The 21,600-nt window shown below is 47.9% G+C and carries 22 protein-coding genes; 17 read left to right on the top strand and 5 right to left on the bottom strand.

The genetic code is table 11. The features are described from left to right. Window positions 1-3 precede the first annotated feature (3 nt). The 3 genes from trmB to QRX25_RS13955 all read left to right on the top strand — a co-directional run bounded on the left by trmB (window position 4) and on the right by QRX25_RS13955 (window position 3,337). A complete protein-coding gene (gene trmB, locus QRX25_RS13965) occupies window positions 4-657 on the top strand; it encodes a tRNA (guanosine(46)-N7)-methyltransferase TrmB (protein ID WP_065982101.1) in 654 nt (217 codons plus the stop codon). A gap of 58 nt (window positions 658-715) precedes the next feature. Beyond that, window positions 716-1,561: a YtnP family quorum-quenching lactonase gene (locus QRX25_RS13960; RefSeq protein ID WP_065522545.1), complete on the top strand. Its 846-nt coding sequence runs from the start codon at window positions 716-718 to the stop codon at window positions 1,559-1,561. A 78-nt stretch (window positions 1,562-1,639) separates the two neighbouring features. Then, entirely contained in the window at window positions 1,640-3,337 is a 1,698-nt protein-coding gene (locus QRX25_RS13955) for an NAD-dependent malic enzyme (protein WP_065982099.1), read from the top strand. 55 nt (window positions 3,338-3,392) lie between these two features. Here the strand turns inward: QRX25_RS13955 and QRX25_RS13950 are convergent, their stop codons facing one another. Further along, window positions 3,393-3,710, bottom strand: coding sequence for a PepSY domain-containing protein (locus tag QRX25_RS13950; RefSeq protein WP_003152366.1), 318 nt, complete (start codon window positions 3,708-3,710; stop codon window positions 3,393-3,395). A 158-nt stretch (window positions 3,711-3,868) separates the two neighbouring features. Between QRX25_RS13950 and QRX25_RS13945 the strand changes: the two genes are divergently transcribed. After that, window positions 3,869-4,942: a M42 family metallopeptidase gene (locus tag QRX25_RS13945; protein ID WP_212098739.1), complete on the top strand. Its 1,074-nt coding sequence runs from the start codon at window positions 3,869-3,871 to the stop codon at window positions 4,940-4,942. Between the two features lie 33 nt (window positions 4,943-4,975). Here QRX25_RS13945 and QRX25_RS13940 read toward each other — a convergent pair whose 3' ends face one another. After that, complete coding sequence (locus QRX25_RS13940; RefSeq protein WP_065982097.1) at window positions 4,976-5,422, bottom strand: YtoQ family protein; 447 nt, start codon at window positions 5,420-5,422, stop codon at window positions 4,976-4,978. Window positions 5,423-5,615: 193 nt separating this feature from the next. Between QRX25_RS13940 and QRX25_RS13935 the strand changes: the two genes are divergently transcribed. The 12 genes from QRX25_RS13935 to motS all read left to right on the top strand — a co-directional run bounded on the left by QRX25_RS13935 (window position 5,616) and on the right by motS (window position 17,213). Further along, a complete protein-coding gene (locus tag QRX25_RS13935) occupies window positions 5,616-5,939 on the top strand; it encodes a thioredoxin family protein (RefSeq protein ID WP_065982096.1) in 324 nt (107 codons plus the stop codon). Window positions 5,940-5,954: 15 nt separating this feature from the next. After that, window positions 5,955-6,764, top strand: a complete 810-nt coding sequence (locus QRX25_RS13930; RefSeq protein WP_081354737.1) for a DUF1444 domain-containing protein — start codon at window positions 5,955-5,957, stop codon at window positions 6,762-6,764. A 14-nt stretch (window positions 6,765-6,778) separates the two neighbouring features. Next, entirely contained in the window at window positions 6,779-7,384 is a 606-nt protein-coding gene (ytpR, locus tag QRX25_RS13925; protein ID WP_115997763.1) for a YtpR family tRNA-binding protein, read from the top strand. 167 nt (window positions 7,385-7,551) lie between these two features. Beyond that, complete coding sequence (locus tag QRX25_RS13920) at window positions 7,552-10,137, top strand: DNA translocase FtsK (RefSeq protein WP_115997762.1); 2,586 nt, start codon at window positions 7,552-7,554, stop codon at window positions 10,135-10,137. Between the two features lie 239 nt (window positions 10,138-10,376). Then, the gene (gene murC, locus QRX25_RS13915) at window positions 10,377-11,675 is read left to right on the top strand and encodes a UDP-N-acetylmuramate--L-alanine ligase (RefSeq protein ID WP_212098735.1); all 1,299 of its coding nucleotides are present in this window, start codon (window positions 10,377-10,379) and stop codon (window positions 11,673-11,675) included. A 156-nt stretch (window positions 11,676-11,831) separates the two neighbouring features. Further along, window positions 11,832-12,254 carry a DUF948 domain-containing protein gene (locus tag QRX25_RS13910; protein WP_065982092.1) on the top strand — a complete coding sequence of 141 codons (423 nt, stop codon included), beginning with the start codon at window positions 11,832-11,834 and terminating at the stop codon, window positions 12,252-12,254. 32 nt (window positions 12,255-12,286) lie between these two features. Next, window positions 12,287-12,700, top strand: coding sequence for a YtxH domain-containing protein (locus QRX25_RS13905; RefSeq protein WP_013353213.1), 414 nt, complete (start codon window positions 12,287-12,289; stop codon window positions 12,698-12,700). A 25-nt stretch (window positions 12,701-12,725) separates the two neighbouring features. Continuing rightward, the gene (ytxJ, locus tag QRX25_RS13900) at window positions 12,726-13,052 is read left to right on the top strand and encodes a bacillithiol system redox-active protein YtxJ (protein ID WP_212098732.1); all 327 of its coding nucleotides are present in this window, start codon (window positions 12,726-12,728) and stop codon (window positions 13,050-13,052) included. Window positions 13,053-13,290: 238 nt separating this feature from the next. After that, on the top strand, window positions 13,291-14,367 hold the full coding sequence (locus QRX25_RS13895; RefSeq protein ID WP_065982090.1) for a bifunctional 3-deoxy-7-phosphoheptulonate synthase/chorismate mutase: 1,077 nt from the start codon (window positions 13,291-13,293) through the stop codon (window positions 14,365-14,367). A 277-nt stretch (window positions 14,368-14,644) separates the two neighbouring features. Next, on the top strand, window positions 14,645-15,649 hold the full coding sequence (gene ccpA / locus QRX25_RS13890; protein ID WP_212098729.1) for a catabolite control protein A: 1,005 nt from the start codon (window positions 14,645-14,647) through the stop codon (window positions 15,647-15,649). Between the two features lie 69 nt (window positions 15,650-15,718). Next, window positions 15,719-16,534 carry a flagellar motor protein MotP gene (gene motP, locus QRX25_RS13885; RefSeq protein ID WP_065522551.1) on the top strand — a complete coding sequence of 272 codons (816 nt, stop codon included), beginning with the start codon at window positions 15,719-15,721 and terminating at the stop codon, window positions 16,532-16,534. Then, the gene (gene motS, locus QRX25_RS13880) at window positions 16,524-17,213 is read left to right on the top strand and encodes a flagellar motor protein MotS (protein ID WP_065982088.1); all 690 of its coding nucleotides are present in this window, start codon (window positions 16,524-16,526) and stop codon (window positions 17,211-17,213) included. Before motP ends, motS begins: the two co-directional genes overlap by 11 nt. A 9-nt stretch (window positions 17,214-17,222) precedes the next feature. Here the strand turns inward: motS and QRX25_RS13875 are convergent, their stop codons facing one another. From QRX25_RS13875 to QRX25_RS13865, 3 genes are read right to left on the bottom strand one after another with little or no spacing between them, the layout of a single operon-like run. Further along, window positions 17,223-18,389 (bottom strand): acetoin utilization protein AcuC, encoded by a 1,167-nt coding sequence (locus QRX25_RS13875; protein ID WP_212098727.1) that lies wholly within the window; start codon window positions 18,387-18,389, stop codon window positions 17,223-17,225. Beyond that, entirely contained in the window at window positions 18,386-19,030 is a 645-nt protein-coding gene (locus QRX25_RS13870) for an acetoin utilization AcuB family protein (RefSeq protein WP_045509841.1), read from the bottom strand. The genes QRX25_RS13875 and QRX25_RS13870 overlap by 4 nt, the downstream gene beginning before the upstream one ends. Window positions 19,031-19,054: 24 nt before the next feature. After that, entirely contained in the window at window positions 19,055-19,687 is a 633-nt protein-coding gene (locus QRX25_RS13865; protein WP_212098724.1) for a GNAT family N-acetyltransferase, read from the bottom strand. Window positions 19,688-19,845: 158 nt separating this feature from the next. Here QRX25_RS13865 and acsA point away from each other — a divergent pair, with 158 nt between their 5' ends. Further along, entirely contained in the window at window positions 19,846-21,564 is a 1,719-nt protein-coding gene (gene acsA, locus QRX25_RS13860) for an acetate--CoA ligase (protein WP_212098721.1), read from the top strand. Window positions 21,565-21,600: the final 36 nt, after the last annotated feature.

The raw sequence follows: 21,600 nt of genomic DNA, 5'->3' as shown, positions 1-21,600 counted from the left end.
CATATGAGAATGCGCCATAAACCTTGGGCGAATGATTTTCTGGCAGAAAACGCTGACATCGCCATCAGTGATCCGGCTCAGTATAAAGGGCGGTGGAACACGGTCTTTGGCAATGACAACCCGATCCATATTGAAGTCGGTACGGGAAAAGGGCAGTTCATTTCAGGAATGGCCAAGCAGAATCCGGATATCAACTATATCGGAATCGAACTGTTTAAAAGCGTCATCGTCACTGCCGTCCAAAAAGTAAAGGACAGCGGAGCTCACAATGTCCGCTTGTTAAATATAGACGCGGAAACACTGAATGACGTATTTGAACGGGGAGAAATCAAACGCGTATATTTAAACTTTTCTGACCCTTGGCCGAAAAACCGTCATGAAAAACGCCGTTTAACGTTTAAAACGTTCTTGAAAAAATACGAAGAAGTAATGGGCGAAACAGGTGAGATTCATTTCAAAACCGATAACCGCGGTTTATTTGAATACTCCCTGAAAAGCTTTTCTGAATACGGCCTGCTCTTGACGGATGTCAGTCTCGATCTGCACAACAGCGATCCGAAGGGCAATATTATGACAGAATATGAAGAAAAATTCTCCGCGCTCGGCCAGCCGATTTACCGGGCGGAAGTTGAATGGAGAACAAAAGACAGACTCTGATGCGGGAGTCTGTTTTTTTATGCCGCCATTTGCTACCATTACATCAGGAGGGATTAAGATGGAGACATTGAATATTGGGAATATTTCATTAACATGGCTGGACGGCGGTGTGACGCATATGGACGGGGGAGCGATGTTCGGCGTTGTCCCGAAGCCTTTATGGTCGAGAAAATACCCCGTAAATGACAAAAACCAGATTGAATTAAGAACAGATCCGATTCTGATCAGAAAAAACGGCCTGAATATATTGGTTGACGCGGGTATCGGCAGTGGGAAATTCTCCGATAAGCAGAAAAGGAATTACGGCGTAACACAGGAATCCAATCTGAAAAAATCTCTCAGTGAGCTGGGGCTTTCCTGTGAGGACATTCATATTGCGGCGATGACCCATCTTCATTTTGACCATGCATGCGGTCTGACGGAATACAGCGGAGATGAGCTTGTCTCTGTTTTTCCGAATGCCCGTATTATCACTTCTGCGACAGAGTGGCACGAAATGAGAAATCCTAATATCAGATCGAAAAATACATATTGGAGAGAAAATTGGGAGGCGGTACAAGATCAGGTCGAAACCTTTGATAACGGGTATCAGCTGACAGAAGGCATTACGATGCACCACACCGGCGGCCACAGTGACGGACACAGTGTAATTGTCTTAGAAGACGGAGGAGAAACGGCTGTGCATTTTGCCGACCTGATGCCGACAAACGCTCATAAAAATCCGTTATGGGTGCTGGCATATGATGATTATCCGATGACCTCGATTCCGCAAAAGCAGAAATGGCAGACGTTCGCAGCGGAGAAAGACGCCTGGCTGATTTTCTATCACGACGCGATTTACAGAGCGGTAAAATGGGGTGAAGACGGCGAAGTGGCTGCGTCTGTCAAACGGGAGAAAAAATAAGCGGCCAAATGATTTACCTGTATGAATTTCGGGAATACAAGCAAACCTAAGACAAATTGCTTTGAAAGGAAGAGACAGGTGAATCAATTTCAAGTGACGAAAGATGGAGAAATCAAAACGACCCTGCGCGGATTAGAATTGCTTTCTACGCCTTTTTTAAATAAAGGGGTGGCCTTTACACAGGAGGAAAGGAAAGAACTCGGACTCGAGGGATTTCTGCCGCCGAAAGTATTGACAATCGAAGAGCAGGCGAGACGGGCTTACGAACAGTTCAGTTCGCAGCCTGATGAGCTGAGCAAAAATGTGTACTTGACCGCTCTCCATGATCGGAATGAAACGTTATTTTACAGGCTTTTAAATGATCATTTAGGCGAAATGCTGCCGATTGTATATACGCCGACTGTCGGCACTGCGATTCAGCGTTACAGCCATGAGTACAGAAAACCCCGCGGTCTGTATTTATCAATAGATGATCCTGAGGGAATGCGCACCGCATTTCAGCAGTTCGGAAAAAATGAAAATATTGATTTAATCGTTGCGACGGATGCCGAGGGCATTTTGGGAATCGGTGACTGGGGTGTCGGCGGCATCGCCATTTCTGTCGGAAAACTCGCTGTGTATACGGCAGCGGCGGGGATTGACCCGTCAAGAGTGCTTGCGGTCGTATTAGACGCAGGGACAAATCAAGAAAGTCTCTTAAATGACCCGCTGTATGTCGGAAACCAGCATTCAAGAGTCCGCGGCGAGAAATATGACCGTTTTATTGATGAATATGTCTCGCTTGCGCGGGAAACGTTCCCGAATGCGCTGCTTCATTGGGAGGATTTCGGTACGGCTAACGCCCGCGGCATATTAAAACGGTATAAAGATAAAGTCTGTACGTTTAACGATGACATTCAAGGAACGGGCGCGGTGTCGCTTGCAGCAGTGTTAGCCTGCGCGAAAGCATCAAAAGTGCCTTTAAAAGAACATAAAGTCGTTGTCTTCGGAGCAGGAACGGCCGGCATCGGAATTGCTGAGCAGCTCCGTGAAGCAATGGTGCATGACGGATTAAGCGAAGAAGAATCATACAGCCATTTTTGGTGTATCGACAGAAACGGACTGTTAACGGATGACATGAAGGATTTGCGTGATTTTCAGGTTCCGTACGCCCGGCCTGCTGATGAAGTGAAAGAGTACGGCCGCAGCGGTGAAGGCGGATCAATTGATCTGGCGGAGACGGTGCGCCAGGCGAAGCCGACGATTCTGATCGGTACGTCCACTGTATCAGGCGCATTTACGGAAGAAATCGTCAAAGAAATGGCCTCTCATGTCAAGCGGCCCGCTATTTTGCCGATGTCAAATCCGACCACTTTATCTGAAGCAAAACCAGAAGATTTAATAAAATGGACGGAAGGCCGTGCGCTTGTCACAACGGGAAGTCCGTTCCCTCCTGTTGCGTATAACGGCGTTACCTATCATATCGGACAGGCGAACAACGCGCTCGTATTCCCGGGACTCGGGCTCGGCACGATTGTGACGAAAGCAAGGCTGATTACGGACAATATGTTCGTTGCCTGCGCGAATGCCATTGCCGGTATGGTCGACGTCGGCAAGCCGGGGGCGCCGATGCTCCCGAAAGTGGAGGATCTCAGGACGGTATCGGCAACAGTAGCGGTAGCTGTAGCGAAAGCGGCCATTCAGGACGGTGTAGCGGAGACTGAACCCGAGGATCTGATCCAAACGGTGCAAGACGCGATGTGGCACCCTGTATACAAACGGATTCGGCCGATGTAACCGAATAAAGCCCAAAACGCTGATGGTTTTGGGCTTTATTTTTTGCTTGTCCGAATTATGAGGCGACAGAATCAATGACATCGACAATCTGGCCTGTTTTTGCATTGACCATAACTTCATATTGCTCCAGCTCGCCAAATGCCGAACGTGTCACGCCGGTTTTGTATACCTGAATGGTTTCTCCGTTTACCTGGTAAGGCTCGGGCTCTGTGTATATCCATGATCCATCTATCGGCCCGCGCTGTTTAAAAGCCGCTTTCACGATGCGCAGCGCTTTTTCTGAAGAGATATAAGGTTTCATCGCATACTTTTTCACTGCGATGGCAGCGCATAATCCGACTCCCGCACCTAAGAGAAAATGACGTAATTTCAATATGAAGCACCTCCAGTTATGTCGTAGTTTTTATTATACAGAAGATGCCAGACGGTGTTAAGTAAAGCGGCGGTTTTACAGCCCATTCAATTTGAGAGCTTGGAAAACGGTTGCTTTTCTAATAAAATAAAAGCACTACATAGAAATGAGGGGAAAATATGAATGAGGAAACGAAAACGCTTTTCCGGACGCTGACGCAGCTTCCCGGCGCACCGGGAAATGAACACCAGGTCCGCTCCTTTATGAAACGGGAGCTTGCGAAATATGCGGATGACATCGTGCAGGACAGACTCGGAAGTGTTTTCGGCGTAAGGCGCGGCGCTGAAGATGCGCCCACCGTTATGGTAGCCGGCCATATGGATGAAGTCGGATTTATGGTGACGCAGATTACGGATAACGGCATGCTGAGATTTCAGACGCTCGGCGGCTGGTGGAATCAGGTGCTTCTTGCCCAGCGCGTCGAGGTGCAGACGGATAACGGACCTGTCATCGGCGTCATCTCAAGCATCCCGCCCCACATTTTAACGGATGCCCAGCGCGCCAAGCCGATGGAGATCAAAAATATGATGATTGATATCGGTGCCGATGACAGAGAGGACGCGGTCAGAATGGGGATCAGACCGGGTCAGCAGGTCGTGCCGGTATGCCCGTTTACCCCTATGGCCAATGAGAAGAAAATATTGTCCAAAGCATGGGATAACCGCTACGGCTGCGGATTAAGCATTGAATTATTAAAAGAGCTGCACGGAAAAGAGCTGCCGAACAACCTGTACGCCGGAGCCACCGTTCAGGAGGAAGTCGGCTTGAGAGGGGCGCAGACAGCAGCCAACATGATTCAGCCTGATCTCTTCTTCGCACTTGATGCCAGCCCGGCAAATGATATGAGCGGCGATAAGGAGCTGTTTGGCCGTCTCGGCGAGGGAGTGCTGCTCCGCATTCTCGACAGAACGACGGTCATGCACCGCGGGATGAGAGAGTTCGTCCTTGATATGGCGGAAACGCATAATATCCCTTATCAATACTTCGCTTCAGGCGGGGGAACGGATGCCGGAAGGGTCCACATTTCAAACAGCGGAGTTCCGTCTGCCGTCATCGGCATTTGTTCAAGATATATCCATACAAATGCCGCCATCATCCATGTCGACGATTATGCCGCGGCGAAAGAAATGCTCATTAAGCTGGTCATGGCGAGTGACAAACAGACGGTCGAAACGATAAGAGAAAATGTGTAAAAAAATAAGCAGGCCCTCATAAAGGCGGCCTGCTTATTCTGTTTCAAATAAATAAGAGAGTGCTTTCATCGCTTGATTTACGGTTTCCACCGTTATATTCGCTTTTCCGGAAAGCTCTTTCAGAGGATGATGCAGCTCTTTCGGGCGGATAAGAATGAGCGGCTTTCCTTTTGCGATGGCATAAGAAGCATCCATCGCGGTATTCCACTGTTTATATTTCTCGCCAAACAGGGCGATCACAAAATCGGCTTTTTCCATCAGCACCTCTGTACGGAAATTGTTGATATCAGAAGCTCTGGCGTCTTTTAAAACAGAATCAGGCTGCTCGCCCATAATCTCTTCTCCGATATTGTCTGAGCGCTCATGGTTTTCCATCGGACCGACAAACGTAATTGGCAGGTGCAGCGCTTTTGCTTTGTTCTTGATCTCGTCCCGCCAATCGCTGTGGATTTCACCGGCTAAGTACACGACAAACTGCATCTTTTATCTCCTCCTTATGTACATATTCAGATTTTCGTACGGCTATAAACAAGATGGTAAACGAAACTTGCTTGATAATGCAAATGAAATATGATAATGATATTGCATATAGTTGGTCTTGCTGTAAGCAGTCTGGTATGATCCAATTGGACTCAGCATACAAAAAACTCAAAATCCAAATGGAGGAATCACAATGAAAAAAATTGAAAGCACGGAAGAATTGCAAAAAGCGGTACAGGACGATTGGGCGGTATTTATGTTTTCAGCGGATTGGTGCCCGGACTGCCGCTTTGTGGAGCCGTTTCTCCCTGAGCTGGAAGCGGACTATCCTGAATTCACTTATTACTACGTAGACCGCGATCAGTTTATTGATACATGCGCGGAATGGGAAATCTACGGCATTCCGAGCTTTGTGGTGTTTAACGAAGGAAAAGAAGTGAACCGCTTCGTCAGCAAAGACCGCAAAACGAAAGAGGAAATTGAGCAATTTTTAACCGATTCCCTTGCTAAAGCGTAAAGGAGGCCACAGGCTTTGAAAATGACGTCAAGGAAGCTGTCGGACCTATTAAAACAGCGCCTGCAGCACGAGAACCGATCCTTCTTTTTTGACAGAGAAAAAGACACCCTCCGTGTTGAGGATCAAACGACCAAAAAAGGCATCACATTGGAGCTCCCGCCGATTATCGCCAAGTGGGAGACGAAAAAAGAAGAAGCGATCGACGAGATTGTCTACTATGTGTCAGAAGCGATGGAGGCGATGGGTGGCAGCGGCCAGGAGATGACCGGAAAGGAAGCCGGAATCTATCCGGTGATCCGCTCCACATCATTTCCTGATCAAACGAGCGACGGCATTCCGCTCGTGTATGATGACCATACGGCCGAAACCAGAATCTACTACGCGCTTGACCTCGGCAAGACGTACCGCTTAATTGACAGCCGGATGCTTGAGAAAGAAAACTGGACAAAAGAACGGATCAGGGAGACGGCGTCATTCAACCTCCGCTCTCTCCCTTCCGTCGTCAAGCAGGATGCGGTTGCGGGCAATTATTTTTATTTTTTCAGGGCGAATGACGGCTATGACGCCAGCCGGATTCTCAATGATTCAATTCTTCATGAATACAAGCAGGCCGCTGAAGGCGAATTAGCGATTTCTGTCCCGCATCAGGATGTATTAATACTTGCTGACATTCGAAATGAATCGGGTTATGATATTTTAGGGCAAATGTCCATGAGCTTCTTTGCAAGCGGCACGGTGCCGATTACGGCCCTTTCATTTCTGTACAATGAAGGCAGACTGGAACCTGTGTTTATCATGGCGAAAAGCCGGCCGAAAAAGGATTAGAAAGGATTTTTCTTATGAACGCTTTTTACAATAAAGAAGGTGTGGGAGATACGCTTCTGATCTCTCTTAAAGATGCAGCACGCGAAGAAATCGGCTATGAAAGAGAAGGCGATGTCGCAAGAATCTTTAACAAAGAAACAAAAGAAACGACGGGCTTTAATATTTTTAACGTGTCTTCTTATTTACAGATTGAGGACAACGGCCCCGTCGCTTTGTCTGAGACATTCGTTCAGGACGTGAATGAAATACTGAACAGAAACGGCGTTTCAGAAACACTGACGGTTGACCTTTCTCCGAAATTTGTTGTCGGTCACGTAGAATCGAAAGAAAAACATCCGAATGCGGATAAGCTGAACATCTGCCAAGTGAATGTGGGAGAAGAAACCCTTCAAATCGTTTGCGGCGCGCCGAACGTGGACAAAGGACAGAAAGTCGTCGTCGCTAAAGTCGGCGCGGTTATGCCGAGCGGGCTTGTAATTAAAGACGCTGAACTAAGAGGCGTTCCGTCAAGCGGCATGATCTGCTCCGCGAAAGAACTCGCTTTGCCGGATGCGCCGAAGGAAAAAGGCATACTTGTTCTTGAAGACAGCCGCGAGGCCGGCGAAGCATTTCAATTCTAACTCCCATAAATAAGCGCACAGAATCGAATGATGTGAGGGAAAGCCGTTAAGCATGTCTGCTTAACGGCTTTCTTCTGTTGGGAGCTTAATCTTTTCTGAGCCGCCCGGCAATGGTATACTAAATATCGTCCCAGACTACTAAAAAGGGAGTTAGAGAGTGATTAAACATGAGTTGGCTGAATAAATTTTTTGACTTATTTTTAGGTGAAAAAGAAGAAGAGCATGAACTTGAACCGAACACGCATGCACAAGTCCCGAAAGAGCATATACCGGATCAGCCAGAAGGCAAATTAACGCGCATGGAAGATCCTAAAATATATTATGAATATCCGAAAGGGAATTTCCGCTTCCCCGTCGTTCCGGACGGCTATAAGCGGACGGAACAAAGACAGCAGGAAAGGCACGAACGCCGCCGCCAGCCTTCACGGGGTTATGCTGCCGCAAAGGAGCATACGGAGCGGAAGGAGCATACATATAAAGAGCCGGATACGGTGAAAAAGCCCTTTAAACCGTCATCCATTCCTTCACCGGTCTACGGCTTTCAATCTCAGCACAGCATTAAAAAAGCGCCTAATCCCCAAAAACAGCGTGAAGAGAGCGTAACATTGCTGTCAGAGGAGCAGTTTGTTCCGCCAAAGTCCGGTCAGGAAACGGAAAAAGAGCCCGTATTCACAGCATCCGGTTTAACAAAACAGACGAATACCCAGCCGGAACCGTTAACGAAACAAGAAACGGAAGAATACCCGGCCGCCAGACAAGAGCAGCTGCACACTGAGGCTGAACATGCGGAAGAGCAGGTGTACAGAGCATCCGAACCGCCGCAGTCTAAAGACCCGCAGCAAACGGAAAGCGCGGTGCCTGCCGGCTATACAGAAGAACAAGAGCATGAACAAACAGAGCCATCTGTAAAAGAACCTGAGTATGAAGCATCCCTGCGGGCTGAACACACAGAAGACCAAACGCCGCAGCAGGAGGAGTATCAGCAGCCTGAGCCGGAAACAGCCCGGCCTTTTGACACCGCGGAAGAACGGGGGTATACATACTCAGAAGAACAAGAAGAAGTTCAGCCGCAGTCTGAAGACCGGCCTGAATTGCCTGAAGCTGACGTGAAACAGGAAGCAGATCCTCAGCCTGAGTACAATGATGCCCCTCAGCAATCAGAACCGGAGCCTGAGCCTGTAAACATTGAGACGGCCGATGCCCCGGCCCGGCCTGCCGAACAAAAAACCGATCGCACCGCTCAGCCTGTGAGAAGAGCGGAGCGGCCGAGAGAGCGTAATGTGCCGTTTAACGTCATGATGCTTAAAAGCGATAAACACAAGCAGGCGAAGACGTCAGAAGGCGGTTCGAGCTATGTCTTTCCTAATCTGTCGCTTCTGGACGTGCCGCCGGCGCAAAGACAGGACGACCAATCATGGATTGAAGGACAGCGCGAGCTTTTAAACGTTACGCTGAAAAACTTTAATGTGCGCGCCCAAGTCGTTCATGTCACACAAGGCCCGTCTGTCACACGATTTGAAGTGCATCCTGAGCCCGGAGTGAAAGTGAACAAAATTACAAATTTAGCAGATGATATAAAACTGAGTTTATCTGCCAAGGATATTCGGATTGAGGCGCCGATCCCCGGTAAAAATACGATCGGCATTGAAGTTCCGAACCGCGTAAGCAAGGTCGTCGATTTACGGCAGATGATCAGAAGCGCCGCTTTCAGGGAGAATCCGTCTCCGCTTACAGCCGCGCTCGGTGTCGATATTTCCGGAAACCCGGTTGTCATTGACCTGAAAAAGATGCCGCACGGGTTGATTGCGGGTGCGACGGGATCGGGAAAAAGCGTCTGCATCAATACCATTTTGGTAAGTCTGCTTTATAAGGCGGATCCGAGCGATGTCAAAGTGCTTCTGATTGATCCGAAAATGGTGGAGCTTGCGCCTTATAACCAAATTCCGCATTTGGTCAGCCCCGTCATCACAGACGCCAAAGCCGCGACCGCCGCGTTAAAATGGGTTGTGGAAGAGATGGAACGGCGGTATGAACTGTTTGCCCATTCGGGTGTAAGAGATATCGGCCGCTTTAATGAATTAACGGCCGATCATGAGACCGGCGAAAAGCTCCCATACCTTGTTGTGGTCATTGATGAGCTTGCTGATTTAATGATGGTTGCGCCGAACGATGTGGAAGAAAGCATTGCCCGAATCGCGCAGAAAGCGAGAGCCTGCGGTATTCATCTGCTTGTCGCTACACAGCGTCCGTCTGTCGATGTCATTACCGGAATGATCAAAGCGAATATACCGACGAGGATTGCATTCTCCGTCTCAAGCCAGGTAGATTCCAGAACGATTATCGACATGGCGGGAGCGGAAAAGCTTCTCGGAAAAGGCGACATGCTCTACTGGGAAAACGGCACCGGAAAACCGGTGCGCCTGCAGGGCAACTTTGTGTCCGACAGAGAGATTGACCGAGTCGTCTCCCATGTCAGAAAGCAGCTGCCGCCTTCTTATTTGTTTGAACAGGAAGAACTGATCAGGCAGGGAACCGCTCTCAAGGAAGAGGACGAGCTGTTTCCTGAGGCGTGTCAATTCGTCGTGGAACAAAACAGCGCCAGCACCTCAAGCCTTCAAAGAAGGTTCAGAATCGGCTATAACCGCGCCGCGAGGCTGATTGACATGATGGAGGCTGAAGGCATGATCTCAGAAGCGAAGGGCAGCAAACCCCGCGAAGTGCTGATTACGGCCGCTGACATTTCTCAAGAATAAGAATATCGTTCATTTTTCTCACAAACATGGTATGATAGTGGATGGACCATCAAACTGCATCACTGTCACGCGCTGAAATATCATGCGGCAGGTTTAATCAAAAAGAAAGTTACAGATACTGACGATAACGTAAAAATAAATGGAAGCGCCGCTGTGCGGGCTTTTTGCCCGCGGCGGTCGCAAAATGAAATGAGCGTCATATACTGGGGAACAGATAGACGTTTGTTGGAGGTACGATTATGACTGTTTATCATTTTGTTGGAATAAAAGGGACAGGTATGAGCCCGCTTGCTCAAATCCTGCATGATACAGGGTATCAGGTGCAGGGATCGGATATCGAGAAGCAGATTTTTACTCAGGCTGCCCTTGAAAAAAGAAATATCCCGATCTATCCGTTCAGCGCCGATAACATCAAACCCGGCTTAACGGTAATCGCCGGAAACGCATTCCCTGATTCTCATCCGGAAATCGCAAAGGCGCTTTCTGAGGGGATTCCTGTTATCAGATATCATAAATTTTTAGCTGAATATATGAAAAAATATACAAGTGTCGCGGTAACGGGCGCACACGGAAAGACGTCCACAACGGGCCTCTTAGCACACGTGATGCAGCAAGCGAAGCCGACTTCGTTTCTTATCGGGGACGGAACGGGCAAAGGAAATGAAAGCAGCGAATACTTTGTATTTGAAGCCTGCGAGTACCGCCGTCATTTCTTAAGCTATCAGCCTGATTACGCGATCATGACGAATATTGATTTTGACCACCCTGATTATTTCGCCAACATTGACGATGTGTTTGATGCTTTCCAAAACATGGCGCTTCAAGTCAACAAAGGCATCATTGCCTGCGGTGATGACGAGTACCTGCCGAAAATTCACGCCAATGTGCCTGTCGTTTATTACGGCACGGGAGAAGAGAACGATTTTCAAGCGAGAAACATCGTAAAAAATACTGAAGGCACGACATTTGACGTCTTTGTCCGCAACACGTTTTACGATACGTTCTACATCCCGGCATACGGCCATCACAATGTCCTCAATTCATTAGCGGTCATTGCGCTCTGCCACTATGAAGAGATAGACGTGAACATGATTAAGCTCGGACTTGAATCATTCGGCGGCGTCAAACGCAGATTCAATGAAAAAGTGATCGGCAGCCAGGTGCTGATAGACGACTACGCCCACCATCCGACTGAAATTAAAGTCACGATTGAGGCGGCCCGTCAAAAATATCCTGAACGTGAAATCATCGCGGTATTCCAGCCGCATACGTTTACACGGACGCAATCTTTCCTTGATGAATTCGCAGAAAGCTTGAGCGCTGCCGATCGCGTATATCTGTGCGACATTTTCGGCTCAGCCCGCGAGAACGTCGGAAAGCTCACCATCACGGATTTACAGGAAAAAATCGATAACGCAGAGCTCATTGAAGAGAGTGACACATCGGTGTTAAAAGCGCATGAAAACGCAGTGCTGATCTTTATGGGCGCCGGAGACATTCAAAAATATATGAGGGCTTATGAAAACGTCATAGCGTAACAAAAAAGCAGTGGGGCTCTCACTGCTTTTTTGCGCGTGCTGCAAAGGGATTTCCCGATAAACGGAGAAATAGTATACAGACAGCCCCTTTCATATATGTTTATCATTTTAATAATTGGGTATATACCATTATATCCTGCAATAAGGAGGTATTAGATGATTATCATTCTTTACTTAAGCGTCGCACTCATTGCCGTAGCATTTCTTATCCTCGTCATTTATCTGTCCAAAACATTAAAGTCTGTGCAGATGACCTTAACAAACGTAGCATCTACTTTAAACGGCCTTGAGGGGCAGATGAAGGGCATCACCACAGAGACCGCCGAGCTGTTACATAAGACAAACCGTCTCGCGGAGGATATTCAGGAAAAATCAGAGAAATTAAATACGGTTGTCCATGCTGTGCAGGAAGTGGGAACTTCCGTCCAGCAGTTTAATACATCCATAAAGCAGGCAGCCGGTTCCGTTTCGGCCTCTGTAAGAGAGAACCAAGACAAGATCAGTCAGGTTGTCACCTGGAGCCAGGCGGCTATGGAAATATGGGACAAGTGGAAACAAAAGAAAAAAACATCGCTTTAATCATAAGAAAAATCCACTAAGGAGGAATCATAATGAGCAAAGATGGAATCAATAGTAAGGATTTTCTAATCGGAACGCTGATCGGGGGAATTATCGGCGCGACAACAGCTTTGTTTCTGGCGCCTAAATCAGGCAAGGAGCTGCGCGACGATCTCGGCAGCCAGGCTTCCGCATTAAAGGATAAGACGGACAGAATGACGGCCGACGCGAAAGAAAAAGGCTCTCAATATGTCAGCATCGCCAAGGACAAAACATCTAACATCACCCAGCTGGTAGCTGATCAGTCAGGCCAGATTATGAATAAAGTAAAGGATTTAAAAGACCGTTCTAAGAGCACACTAACTGAGAAAGCTGAAGAGACGAGAAGTGAAATGCAGGATACGGCTCAAAGCATCAAGAACGAAGCGGAAGAAGCCGCGGAAACAGCCGGTCAGGCAAATCGCTGATCTTCAATAAGGAGAGATAACCGACATGACTAAGCAGCTGATATCGTCAGAAGAAGAGTTCAAAACTGCCGCTGAGAAAGAAAACACGCTCGTGTTTTTGAAACACAGCACAACCTGCCCGATCAGCCAAGCGGCGTTTCAGGAGTTTGACGCCTTTGCATCGGAGCATACAGAAGTGCCTTCTTATTATCTGCAGGTGCAGGACAGCCGGCCGCTTTCAAACTATATCGCCGAGACCTACGGCGTGAAACATGAAAGCCCGCAAGTATTCGTCATTACAAACGGCGAAGTGAAATGGCACGCGTCTCATTCGCAAATTACAAAAAACGCAATAGAACAGCATCTTTCATAATTGCTTGCCGCCGGATAATACCGGCGGTTTTTTTTTTTTGAAAAAAACTATTGATCATTTCAGACATATCATGTAGGATAACATTATACGTTACTTCAACGCATAAAAGCTTAAAAGCGTTTTTGTGATAAAGCGGAATGTGAAAAAATTTATTATTTCATATTCCTATTTTCGCATAACTGTAGTAAGATGCATGTTAACTATTAAAATAAAACATAGCATAGAAGGGATGAAAAAGATGAGCAACAAGGAATTAGAGAACCTAAGACAGCAGGCAGACGCACTAAACTTAGAAATCCTTAAATTAATCAATGAACGCGGAGCCGTTGTAAAAGAAATCGGTAAAGCAAAAGAAGCACAGGGTGTCAACCGATTTGACCCTGTCAGAGAGCGTACAATGCTTAACCGCATTATTGAGAGCAATGACGGCCCATTTGAAAACTCAACAATCCAGCATATTTTCAAAGAAATTTTCAAAGCCGGCCTCGAGCTTCAAGAAGAGGATCACAGCAAAGCGTTGCTCGTCTCCCGGAAGAAAAAAGCAGAAGATACAATCGTTGACATTAAAGGCGAAAAAGTCGGTGACGGCGATCAGAGATTCATCGTCGGACCTTGTGCCGTAGAAAGCTATGAGCAGGTTGCGGAAGTAGCAGCCGCAGCGAAAAAACAAGGCATTAAAATCCTGCGCGGAGGCGCGTTCAAACCCCGCACAAGCCCGTATGATTTCCAAGGTCTCGGCGTAGAAGGCCTGCAAATCCTCAAACGCGTCGCTGATGAATATGACCTCGCGGTGATCAGTGAAATCGTAACGCCTGCCCACATTGAGCAAGCGATTGATTACATTGACGTCATTCAGATCGGCGCACGGAACATGCAAAACTTTGAATTGCTGAAAGCCGCCGGTTCCGTTAAAAAGCCGGTATTGTTAAAACGCGGTCTTGCCGCAACGATTTCAGAATTCATCAACGCAGCTGAATACATCATGTCACAAGGAAACGACCAAATCATTCTTTGTGAGCGCGGAATCAGAACGTACGAAACAGCAACGAGAAATACACTCGACATTTCTGCCGTGCCGATTTTGAAACAGGAAACTCACTTGCCGGTGTTTGTTGACGTAACACATTCAACAGGCCGCCGCGATCTCCTGCTTCCGACAGCAAAAGCGGCGCTTGCGATCGGCGCTGACGGCGTTATGGCTGAAGTTCACCCTGATCCTTCCGTTGCCCTTTCAGACTCTGCGCAGCAGATGGATATTCCTCAATTCGAGAAATGGCTGAACGAATTAAAGCCGATGATGAAAGTAAAAGCATAATACAGTGTTCCGCTCTTTAAGGCCGCCGTGTGCGGCCTTTTTTCGTTTCTTCATTTTATTTAATTATAAAATGAAAGTGAACGTTTTCATCACTGGGAAAAACGTGTATAATTTCATGAGAAGTATTTAAATTTGATGAATAATGAAAAATAATGTACACTACTGACTTACGCTTACAACCATAAACGACAGAATGCGAAAACGTACGACATTTCTTTACATAAAGTGTTTATGCTATAGATAAGGATAAGTGTATCCAGTAAAAGGAGTGGTTTCAGTGAGCAACATTACGATATACGATGTGGCCAGAGAAGCAAATGTCAGCATGGCGACTGTTTCCCGCGTCGTAAACGGCAACCCGAATGTAAAACCGACGACCAGAAAAAAAGTATTGGAAGCCATTGACCGGCTTGGCTACCGCCCGAACGCGGTGGCAAGAGGACTGGCAAGCAAAAAAACGACTACGGTCGGCGTCATCATCCCTGATATCTCAAGCATTTTTTACGCGGAACTTGCGCGGGGAATTGAAGATATCGCGACGATGTACAAATATAATATTATTTTAAGCAATTCAGACCAAAATCTCGAGAAGGAACTGCACCTGTTAAATACGATGCTCGGTAAACAAGTAGACGGTATCGTATTTATGGGCGGCAACATTACGGACGAGCATGTCGAAGAATTTAAGCGCTCTCCCGTGCCGATCGTATTGGCCGCGTCAGTTGAAGAACAGGGCGAGACGCCTTCTGTCGCCATTGATTATGAACAGGCGATTTATGATGCCGTCAAGCTTTTCATTGATAAAGGGAATCGCGATATCGCATTTGTCTCCGGACCGATGGCAGAGCCGATCAACCGCTCGAAAAAACTGCAAGGGTACAAACGGGCGCTTGAAGAAGCGGGCATTGCGTTTAACGAGCAGTTCGTAGCGGAAGGCGATTACACCTATGATTCCGGTATGGAGGCGCTTCAAAGCTTGATGAGCCTTGACCGGAAACCGACGGCGATCCTTTCTGCGACGGATGAAATGGCGCTCGGCATTATTCATGCGGCCCAGGATCAGGGTATGTCGATTCCTGACGATCTTGACATTATCGGTTTTGACAATACGAGATTGAGCCTGATGGTCCGCCCTCAGCTTTCAACAGTCGTGCAGCCTACGTACGATATCGGCGCCGTGGCGATGAGACTTTTGACAAAACTGATGAACAAAGAGCCGGTTGAAGAGCATATCGTTGAATTGCCTCACCGCATCGAATTAAGACAATCAACCAAGTCATAAGAAAAACGGAAAAGCAAGCTTCACTCTGCCTGAGTGGAATCTTGCTTTTTTACTTGATAAGGAGAAGATATGAAACGTTTTGATTATCTGACACCCGTTGGATTTATGTTAGGCTGTATTATTGTCGCAATCGGAATTCTGTCAGGAACGGGACTGGCGGGAATCAGCTCATTTTTAGATCTGACTTCTTTTTTAATCGTAACAGGCGGCCTTGCTGCGGCAGTGTTTATCAGTTTTCCGCCTCGGGATTTAAAGAAAACCCCATCTGTTTTAAAACAGGTATTCTCCCGTCAGGATGATAATGTGAAGGAGCTTGTCAGAGTATTCGTCAGCCTTGCGGAGCAGGCGCGCAGGCAGGGGCTGCTGTCTCTGGAGGATCAGGCGCGTGAGATCAAAGATCCGTTTTTAAAAAAGGGGTTATTGCTTGCGATAGACGGCTGGGACGAGGAAACGATCCGGCTGGTGATGGATTCTGAGATCGCCGCTATGGAAGAAAGGCACAGAAAGGGAAGACGTGTTTTTGAAAAAGCCGGCGATTTTGCGCCCGCCTGGGGAATGATCGGGACGCTTGTCGGACTCGTGCTCATGCTTAAAAACTTAAATGACCCGCATACACTCGGGCCGAATATGGCTATTGCGCTATTGACGACGCTGTACGGGGCGCTGCTTGCCAATTTGGTGTTTATCCCTATCGCGGCAAAGCTTGAAGAAAAAACCGAAAGTGAAATTTTCATCAAACAGGTTATCATCGAAGGGGTTGTCGGCATCCAATCGGGAAAAAATCCCCGCAATCTCGAAAGTCAGCTCGTCGTTTTCAGCTCAAGAGAAGACTGGCGTAAAGGACAGCCTGCGAACAAGAAAAAGGGCGCTGTCCATGAAGCTTAGAAAAGAGCGTTTTGAACGCAGGAACAAACAGGGAAATACAGGCGGTTCACCAAGATGGATGGTGACGTTTGCCGACTTGATCACGCTTATTCTCGTGTTCTTTATATTGCTTTTTTCGATGTCGCAAATCGACGCGGAAAAATTTCAATCAGCCGTTACTTCGATTCATACAAACGGCAGCGGGGGTGAACCGGCGTCATCAAGCAAAGCAAACGAAAATAATGAACAGGATTTGCTGTTGCAGAACGTGAAGACATACATAAAAACACACCATTTAAGTTCCAAAATGACAGCGAAGCGCGATGAGCGCGGAGTGGTCCTTGTGCTGCAGGAGGCCGTTCTGTTTCAGACTGGAAAAGCGGATGTGCTGAAAAACGCTGAGCCAGTCCTGCATCAGATCGCTGTGCTTTTGAAAACACTTCCGAATGCCATACAGGTTGAAGGCCATACGGACAGCCGCCGGATTTCCACCTACCAATTTCCGTCGAACTGGGAGCTTTCATCTGCAAGAGCGGCGAGTGTAATCCGTTATTTTACCGCAAAAGAAGACTTTTCCGCCAAACGGTTTATTTCTGTCGGTTACGCGGATACGAAACCTGTGAAGGACAACAAAAGCACCGGACATATGAAAGAAAACCGCCGTGTAGAAATTGTCATAAAAAAAACGACCTCCTCGTAAGGTCGTTTTTTATTTTGTTTTATACCGCTGCTCAGACCGGATGGCAAAAAGCGCTTTTTCCACGGTTTGGGCATTTTTTTCTGAGATTTCTTCTTTTCGGGGAATCGGAGGATATAATTGGTCAGGATCACTCCAAAAAGCGGGCAAGGTGTAGGGAGAGTGTTTCTGCCATTTTTGAATCCACTTCTGCGGTATGCGCTCCCCAGGGTCAATCCCTTTCATCTCAAGCCATATGCGGCTCCATGCTCTCGGGACGACTCTCCAAATATCGTAACCGCCGCCGCCGACCGCGATCCATCTGCCGCCGCAATATTGATGGGCTAAAGAGTGAGCGAGCCGCGGGATCTCTTGATAAATGAAGATGGTGTTGGACAGGTGTGTCAATGGATCGTAATAATGGGCGTCCGCTCCGTTCTGAGTCAGAATCACATCCGGCTTAAAAAAAGACGCGATTTCCGAGGCGGCCGTTTTGTAAGCGTGGAGAAAGGAATCATCCTCTGTGAAGGCGTCCAGCGGGATGTTAAAAGAATAGCCGTAGCCTTGGCCGCTTCCTTTTTCCAGTACCTGTCCCGTCCCGGGAAATAAATAACGTCCGGTTTCATGAAAAGACACAGTGCAGACATCAGACCTGTCGTAAAATGTAAATTGAACGCCATCGCCATGATGAGCGTCAGTATCAATGTATAACACCTTTGCTCCGTAGTTTTTCTGAATGTATTGGATGGCTACGGCGCTGTCATTATAGATACAAAAGCCCGATGCCCTGCCGCGGAAGCCGTGATGAAGGCCGCCTCCTAAATTGCAGGCATGCCTTGCTTGTCCCGTCATGACATAATCGGCCGCTGTTAAGGTGCCGCCCACAAGCAGCGATGCAGCTTCATGCATGCCGGCAAAAACGGGGGTGTCTTCCGTTCCGAGCCCGTAGCTTTCTCCTTCTTTGGCAGGGAGCCGGCCCCCACCGGCAAGTTCCACAGCCTGTATGTAATCCTCCGTATGAACGAGAGCCAGCTCTTCTTTAGAGGCCGTGCGGGGAGCGACGATATCTCCCTCTTCAAACGCGTCCGCCGCCTGTAGCAGATCGTATGTCAAAAGCACGCGCTGCTGATTGAACGGATGTTCCTGATGAAATTGATACGTCTGATAAGAAGGCGAGTAAACAAAAACGCTGTCTCTCATGACTGATCCCTCAAATGTTTCGGCCACAAGACATTGTATCCGGCTTCATGAACGGCACGGATGAAAGGGAGCGGATTCATCGTCTTCACCCGGAAGACGAGTATATTCGACCCGGCTGAATCATGGGGATAGACGAGCACACTCAGGATTTGGAGCTGAAGATCACGGCACATGCAGCTGAGATCAGCAAGGCTTTGGGTCATATCCGTCACCAGGATTTCCACCTGTGATCCCGGCTGAGCTGCGCCTGTCAGGCTGACGAAAGTCCGAAGTACATCGGTTTTGGTTAAAATGCCTGTCAGCTTATTGTTTACTGTGATCGGCAGACAGCCGATGCCATGCTCATAAAAAGAAGCGGATATTTCTTCCACGAAATCAAGCGGATGGGCGCAGATGACATTCCGTTTCATAATGGTTTCCACTTTGTTTGTCAGAAACGCGCCGCGGTCTTCTTGTTCAAAGCTGCCCGGGCCGGCCTGTTTAATGTCCCTGTCTGTGACGATACCGGCGACGTGCAGGTCTTCGTCGGTGACAGGGAGATGACGGATATGATATGCCTTCATTTTGCGTACGGCTGTTTCAATGGAGTCGTTTTTTGTGACGGTGATGACATCCCGTTTCATGATTTGTTCTGCAATCATTTTTTTATCCCCTTTGTAGGTCAGTCAATACATAAATCGCTGATAAAAACGAAGCCTGTCGAACTGTTCGATTGACTCCTGACTGACGTGCCTGCCGATGCGGGCCATCAGACAATTGGCCGGATGAGAGCTGATTTCCGGTTCATCCGTTGCAAACCAGACAAGACCCCCGGCATTCATCATCTTTTCCATAATCCTTCTGTATTCCCACACGTCTTTTTTCATTCCTTTTAAATCCCAATGCCAGTAATATTCCGTCGTCATGATGATGTAATGTTCCATCTGTTCATCCATCATGCTGACTGTCAGCAAAGTTTTTCCGACAGAACAGCCCCTGTAGCCGGGAGCGACCTCGATCGCCCCGAGTTCAAGGAGGTCTTCCATATTTCCGTCAGACCACCGTTCAAGCGGATCGGGATATAAATACGTCACATAGCCGATAATCGTCTGTCCGTCCCTGGCGATAATGATCCGCCCTTCGGGAAGCCCGGCTATTTCGATTAACGCTTTGTGCTGTTCATGAGGAAGGCGAAAGGCAGTCAGGCCTTCATGAAACTCATACTGTGCTAAGTCCTCTGGAGGAACGGGCCCTTCTACTAAAAGAGGGCCGGCTGCTGTCTGAATAGATGTAGAATGGTACGTTTTATGATGTTTCACTGATTCACCGCCTGTCGGTTCTTAATAAAAACACATCTCCTTTAAGCATAACAAATTATAAAGCGTTTTCAATAGTACAGTAATTTATATTTTAAAAATTGAGAAAACTGTGAACTTCTACTATAATTAGTCTATAGATCAGCAAAGGGGGATGTTGCATGAATTTGAAAGCGTTGCCAGCAGAAAAGGGGAATTATCATCTGCAAAATTATGAGGAAACATACCGCAGCTTCGATTGGAAAGAAGTAGAGGCGGAGTTTTCCTGGCATCAGACCGGTAAGCTGAATGCCGCATATGAAGCGATTGACCGCCATGCCGAGTCATTTCGCAGAAACAAAGTAGCGCTGTATTATAAGGACGCAAACAGGGAAGAAAAATACACATTTAAAGAAATGATGGAGGAATCGAACCGGGCGGGAAATGTGCTGAGACGGTATGGAAACGTGGAAAAAGGAGACCGCGTTTTTATTTTCATGCCGCGTTCGCCGGAGCTGTATTTTATCATGCTCGGCGCTATTAAAATCGGTGCGATTGCCGGCCCTTTATTTGAAGCGTTTATGGAAGGCGCCGTCAAAGACCGTCTGCTGAACAGCCAGGCAAAGGTTGTCGTGACAACACCTGAACTGGCCGAACGGATTCCGGCAGAGAGTCTCCCCGACCTGCAGCATATTTTCATTGTCGGCGGCAGCGAAGAAACGGGAGATAAAATCATCCATTACGATAAAGCGGCTGAAGGAGAAAGCACGAGACTTGACATTGAATGGATGGACAGAAGAGACGGCTACCTGCTTCATTACACATCAGGATCTACCGGAACGCCTAAGGGTGTGCTTCACGTTCATGAAGCCATGATTCAGCAATACCAGACCGGCAAGTGGGTGCTTGATCTTAAAGAAGACGATATTTACTGGTGCACTGCGGACCCAGGCTGGGTGACCGGGACGGTGTACGGGATTTTTGCGCCATGGCTGAACGGGGCGGCGAACGTGATCGTCGGCGGCAGATTCAGTCCGGAAAACTGGTACGGCACAATTGAAAAGCTCGGTGTCAGCGTCTGGTACAGCGCTCCGACCGCTTTCAGAATGCTTATGGGCGCCGGAGATGAAATGGCGTCCAAATTTGACCTTACTTCACTTCGTCACGTCCTGAGTGTCGGAGAGCCTTTGAACCCTGAGGTCATCAAGTGGGGGCATAAAGTATTCGGCAAGCGCATCCACGATACGTGGTGGATGACGGAAACCGGCGGACAGCTTATCTGCAATTATCCTTGCATGGAGATCAAGCCGGGTTCAATGGGCAAACCGATTCCGGGAGTGGAAGCGGCGATCGTTGACAATCAAGGGAATGAACTTCCGCCGTACCGGATGGGGAACCTGGCTATTAAAAAGGGCTGGCCGTCCATGATGGATTCCATTTGGAATAACAAAGAAAAATATGATTCTTATTTCATGCCGGGCGGCTGGTATGTTTCCGGAGATTCAGCTTATATGGATGAAGACGGTTATTTCTGGTTCCAAGGGAGAGTCGATGATGTTATTATGACATCCGGTGAGCGTGTCGGCCCGTTTGAAGTCGAAAGCAAACTTGTTGAACATCCGGCGATTGCCGAAGCAGGTGTCATCGGAAAGCCGGATCCTGTCAGGGGAGAAATCATTAAAGCGTTTATCGCCCTCAGAGAAGGACATGAACCATCCGATCAGCTGAAAGAGGACATTCGTCTCTTTGTAAAACAGGGGCTTGCCGCGCATGCCGCACCGCGTGAAATTGAGTTTAAAGATAAACTGCCGAAAACACGGAGCGGAAAAATCATGCGACGTGTGCTGAAGGCGTGGGAGCTGAACCTGCCGGCAGGCGACCTGTCCACAATGGAAGATTAAAGCCGGCGTTGACATTGCATCTAGTTTATGTTAAAA

Origin of the sequence: Bacillus sp. L381 (genome assembly GCF_030284525.1) — a bacterium.
Taxonomy (GTDB): domain Bacteria; phylum Bacillota; class Bacilli; order Bacillales; family Bacillaceae; genus Bacillus; species Bacillus amyloliquefaciens.
The sequence above is the reverse complement of the archived record's forward strand: the minus strand, read 5'-3'. Positions and strand labels throughout refer to the sequence as shown.